Raw genomic sequence first — 4,599 nt, forward strand, 5'->3', positions numbered from 1 at the left:
GTCCCGTCCGTTGCGGGTGCCGTCCCGTCCGCGGCGGCGGAGCCGGCGCCGCCGGCCAGGAGCGCCACGGACGCGGCCAGGGCCGTGGCCCAACGGGCCTTCTGTGTAAGTGAGTTCATGTCATATCTCCCCAAGTCGGGCTGCTGGGCGACAGATTATGGGAGGAGTGTGAAGAAGCGGCGGAGTTTCCCCACTGTTTGCTTCCAGATGCAGCTGAACCTCGCGCAACATATGTTGCATGCCGAGCAATGGATGTTGACGCCAGTCGTGGACCGGCCCTACAGTGCGGGGCCGTGACCATCGATGATCTTGCGCAACGCATCGCCGCCGACGTCGCGGGCGACGGCGGCCTCGCCGGCCTGCACCGGCTGTCCGAAGTGATCGCCGCCCTGGAGGACCGCCGCACGGCGGTCATCGACGAGCTGCGCCGCGGCCGCCACGCGACCTGGGAGGAGATCGGCCACGCCTGCGGGATGACCCGCCAGGGCGCCACCCGGCGCTGGTCCGACAAGCTGCGGGCCCGCTCGTTCGGCGCCGCGGCCGGCGCCTACCGGCAGGGGCGGCCCGGCTACCCGCAGGCGCTGATCGGCTCGGCCGTGCCGCGCGAGGCCCGCCGGGTGCTCGACCTCGGCGCGGGCACCGGCAAGCTGACCCGCCTCCTGGTGGACGCGGGCCTGGATGTCGTCGCCGTCGAGCCGGACGGCGCGATGCGCCACGAGCTCGCCGCCGCCGTCCCCAAGGCGGCCGTGCGGGCCGGCTCGGCCGAGCGGATCCCGCTGCCGGACGGCAGCGTGGACGTGGTCGTCGTCGCGCAGGCCTGGCACTGGTTCGACCAGGGCGCCGCCGTCCCGGAGATAGCCCGCGTCCTCGCGCCCGGCGGCACGCTCTCCCTGATCTGGAACGTCCGCGACGAGTCCGAGCCGTGGGTGGCCGAACTCGGCGCCCTGATGCACCGCTCGGCGAAGCAGACGATCGACACCAAGCCCGTCGTCCCGGCCCCCTTCGGCGCCCCCGAGCGCCTGGAGATCCGCTGGGAGCACGCGACGACGAGGGCCGGGATCCTCGACATGGTGGCCTCGCGCAGCTACGTCATCACCCTGCCCGAGCCCGAGCGCACCCGCCTGCTCGCGGACGTCGGGCACCTCCTCGACACCCACTCCGACCTCGCGGGCCGCGAGGAGATCGCCATGCCGTACGTGACGAGGTGCACCCGTGTCCGGCTCTGACGGGGTGACGATCCGGCGGCTCGGCGTGGCCGACGCGGAGGAGTACCGGGCCTTCCGGCTGGAGGCCCTCCGGGAGACGCCCGAGGCGTTCACGTCGAACTACGAGGAGGAACGCGCGAAGCCGGTCGCGGCGAGCGTCCGCCGCCTGGCCGAGGGCGTGTTGCTCGGCGCGCTCACGGAGGACGGCGGGCTGATCGGCACGGCGGGCCTCCGGCTGCGCGCCCGGAGCCAGGAGCGGCACAAGGCGACGCTGTTCGGCATGGCCGTGGCCCGCGCGGCCGGCGGCCGGGGCGTGGGCCGGGCACTGGTCGAGCGGACGCTCGAACTGGCCGCCACTGAAGGCGAGTTGCGGCAGGTGCTGCTGACGGTCTCCGAGGGGAACGTGGCAGCGACTCGGCTCTACACCTCCTGCGGCTTCGAGGTGTGGGGCCGCGAGCCGAGGGCCGTCCTGGTCGGCGGCCGGGCCGCCACCAAGCTGCACATGGTGCGCTTCCTCGACTCCTACCAGTCCCGCCCGGAAATCAGCTCGCGGTGATCGGCATGCCGTGCCCCCTGTCCTCGGTCCGACGTGCCGATCCTGCACCCCGCCACTGACAACGCGGGCTACGGCAGCCCGGCGCGGTCGAGGAGCCCGTGCAGTTGCTCCCCGGTCAGCGCCGGGTTGGCCGCGGCGGCTTCGGCGAGTGCGGGGTCGGTGAGGAGGGCGTCGAGGACGTCGGGCGGGAGCAGCGGGTTGGTGGCGGCGGCTCGGCGGACGCGCTCGTCCTCGTCGGTGAGGAAGTCGACGGGGGGCCGGTCGAGGGTCGGGTCGGCGGCGGCCAGGGCGCGGACTTCGGGGTCCTCGTGGCTGAGGAGGTGCTGAAGTCCCGTGCGCGGCAGGGTCGGTAGCGTCCGGAGGTAGTCCCGCTGCTCCGGGTTCGCGAGGAACGCGGCGAGGACGGTCTCCGGCGGTGCGAGCGGGTGGTGGTAGGCCAGCAGGTGCCGCACGCCGTCGTCGGGGTCGGCGGCGAGCCGGGCGACGAGGTGCTCGGGAAGCTCGGACCAGGTGGCGGCAGCGCGGCGCAGCGACGGGAGGTCGGAAACGGCGCAGGCCAGGTACCAGTCCGGCTCGGCCTCGGACCACGAGCCGATCGGGCCGAGGTTCGCCGGGTCCTCGGCCGCGACGCGGCTGATCACGGAGGCCTGGGCCCACGTGCGGGGGAGTGGGTGCGCCAGCGCCCGCGAGCGGACGGAGGGGTCCGGGTCCGCCGCGAGCTCAGCGAGCAACTCGGCGTCGAGGTCGGCCCGTTCGGCCACACGACGGCGCAGCGTCGGGTCGCTGTGCCGGGCGAGCCGGGCGACGACGTGGGCGGGGGTGTACGGGCCGGCCGCGAGCGCGGGCAGGTAGCCGGGGTCGTCGGTGAAGCAGTAGTCGGCGATGGCGTCGGAGGCCGCGTACATCCAGAGCATGGTGTACCGGTCGCGCTCGCTCAGGTTCGGGCGGTGGAAGAGCGCTTCCAGGGCGGCGGGGTCGAGGCGGCGGGCCTCGCCCCGGGCCGCCTCGCGGACGGTTTCGTCCGGGTCGTCGAGCAGGGCGTCGCGCTGGGCGGGGGTGAGGTACTGCCAGCTGCGGGCGGCGTGGGCCCTGATCCTGGGGTGGGGATGGCCGACCGTGCGGAGGGAGAAGGCCAGGGGGATCTGGAAGGAGGACAACAGCTCGCTGAGGATCTCGTCCGCGGTGAGGAGTCCGCCCCGGCCGGGCTCGTCCTCCGCGGAGAGCAGAGCCACCAGAGCCTCGTCGGGCAGCGGCGTGACGCGGTCGAACCGCGGACGCGGTCCGCCGGCCAGCGCGGCGCGCACGAGGTCGTGCGGGTCGTCGGCCAGTCGGCTGCGGACCTCCGGCGCGACGTACCGGTTCCGGGCGATCGCCCACCGGACCCCCGGCTCCGGGTGCGCGAGCGCGGCCTCGACGACGGCGTCCGGCAGCGGACGCTTCTCGCACAGCCGGACCCGTGCGGGCTTCGCCTCCGGGACCAGCAGCCGCAGCAGGACGTCGGAGGGCGCGGCCGGGTTGGCGGCGACGCCGCGGAGCAGCACATCGGGGGCGACGGGGGAGGGCATCGGGCCATCGTCCCAGCGATCTCGGCCGGGCGTCCAGGCGCGGGGGCCGCAGCGTCAGTCGGCCGCGTCGCTGAGCCCGAGGCGCAGGTGCTCGATGTGGTAGACGGCCTGGTCGAGCAGCTCGGCCACGTGGTTGTCGTACAGCGCGTAGACCACCGAGCGGCCCTGGCGGGTGCCCGTGACGAGGCCGAGGTTGCGCAGGAGGCGGAGCTGGTGCGAGCAGGCGGACTGTTCCATGCCGACCTCGGCGGCGAGTTCGGTGGCTGCGCACGGGCCCTCGCGCAGGCGGGAGAGGATCAGCAGGCGGGACGGCGTGGCGAGGGCCTGCAGCGTCGTGGCCACGCGGACGGCGCCGTCGGCGTCCAGGCGGGTGCGCGTGACGGCGTCGGCGGTGCGGGTGGTGGCGGCTCCATGACCCATGAGGGCCATCGTACAGGCCATGGATGAAGGAGCGTTCATATGTTCATGTATCGTGGGAACGCCTGGGGCTAGCTCCGCCCTGTCCTGCTCGTGCCCGAAGGGTCCCCGCCTGCCATGCCCGCCACCCTGATCGAGCGCCCGGCGCCCACCGCGCCGCCGCGTCCGGACGCCGCTCCCCGCCGCCGCACCCGGGTGTTCGCCCTGCCCGAGGCCCGCTGGGCCGCCGCGGCGACGGTGCTGTTCCTGGCCGCGCTGCCGCTCCAGCTCACCGGCGCCCCCGCCTGGGCCTGGGGCCCGCTGTACGCCCTCGCGTACGTCACCGGCGGGTGGGAGCCCGCGTGGGCCGGCCTCCAGGCACTGCGCGAGAAGACCCTCGACGTCGACCTGCTGATGATCGTCGCCGCCCTCGGCGCCGCCGCCGTCGGCCAGGTCATGGACGGCGCGCTGCTGATCGTCATCTTCGCCACCTCCGGCGCGCTGGAGGCCCTGGCCACCGCCCGCACCGCCGACTCCGTGCGCGGCCTGCTCGACCTCGCCCCGGCCACCGCCACCCGCCTGCTGCCGAACGGCACCGAGGAGACCGTCCCCACCGAGGCGCTCGCCGTCGGCGACACCGTCCTCGTGCGGCCCGGCGAGCGGATCGGCGCCGACGGGCGGGTCCTGGACGGCGCGAGCGAGGTCGACCAGGCCACCATCACCGGCGAGCCGCTGCCCGTCGCCAAGACCGCCGGCGACGAGGTCTTCGCCGGCACCCTCAACGGCACCGGCGCGCCAACGACCGGACCCGGCTGAACCACCCCCTCAGCCGGCCGGGGAGCGAGAGCCGAACGGGCTTGGAGGCCGGGCCCGTTAC

Annotated in this window: 4 protein-coding genes and 1 pseudogene; 3 read left to right on the plus strand and 2 right to left on the minus strand. The window is 74.9% G+C overall.

Annotated elements, in window-relative coordinates; translation table 11 throughout:
- Nucleotides 1–293: 293 nt before the first annotated feature.
- Entirely contained in the window at nucleotides 294–1,226 is a 933-nt protein-coding gene (locus AB0O00_RS30385) for a methyltransferase domain-containing protein (protein ID WP_363657197.1), read from the plus strand.
- A complete protein-coding gene (locus tag AB0O00_RS30390) occupies nucleotides 1,213–1,761 on the plus strand; it encodes a GNAT family N-acetyltransferase (RefSeq protein WP_363657199.1) in 549 nt (182 codons plus the stop codon). Before AB0O00_RS30385 ends, AB0O00_RS30390 begins: the two co-directional genes overlap by 14 nt.
- A 68-nt stretch (nucleotides 1,762–1,829) precedes the next feature.
- Here the strand turns inward: AB0O00_RS30390 and AB0O00_RS30395 are convergent, their stop codons facing one another.
- Nucleotides 1,830–3,326 carry a hypothetical protein gene (locus AB0O00_RS30395; protein WP_363657201.1) on the minus strand — a complete coding sequence of 499 codons (1,497 nt, stop codon included), beginning with the start codon at nucleotides 3,324–3,326 and terminating at the stop codon, nucleotides 1,830–1,832.
- Nucleotides 3,327–3,380: 54 nt separating this feature from the next.
- The gene (locus AB0O00_RS30400; RefSeq protein WP_363657203.1) at nucleotides 3,381–3,746 is read right to left on the minus strand and encodes a metalloregulator ArsR/SmtB family transcription factor; all 366 of its coding nucleotides are present in this window, start codon (nucleotides 3,744–3,746) and stop codon (nucleotides 3,381–3,383) included.
- A 114-nt stretch (nucleotides 3,747–3,860) separates the two neighbouring features.
- On the opposite strand from AB0O00_RS30400, the pseudogene AB0O00_RS30405 reads away from it, so the two are divergent.
- A pseudogene (locus tag AB0O00_RS30405) lies at nucleotides 3,861–4,517 on the plus strand (heavy metal translocating P-type ATPase); the annotation flags it as partial.
- Nucleotides 4,518–4,599: the final 82 nt, after the last annotated feature.

The organism is Kitasatospora sp. NPDC093558 (assembly GCF_040683475.1).
GTDB lineage: Bacteria > Actinomycetota > Actinomycetes > Streptomycetales > Streptomycetaceae > Kitasatospora.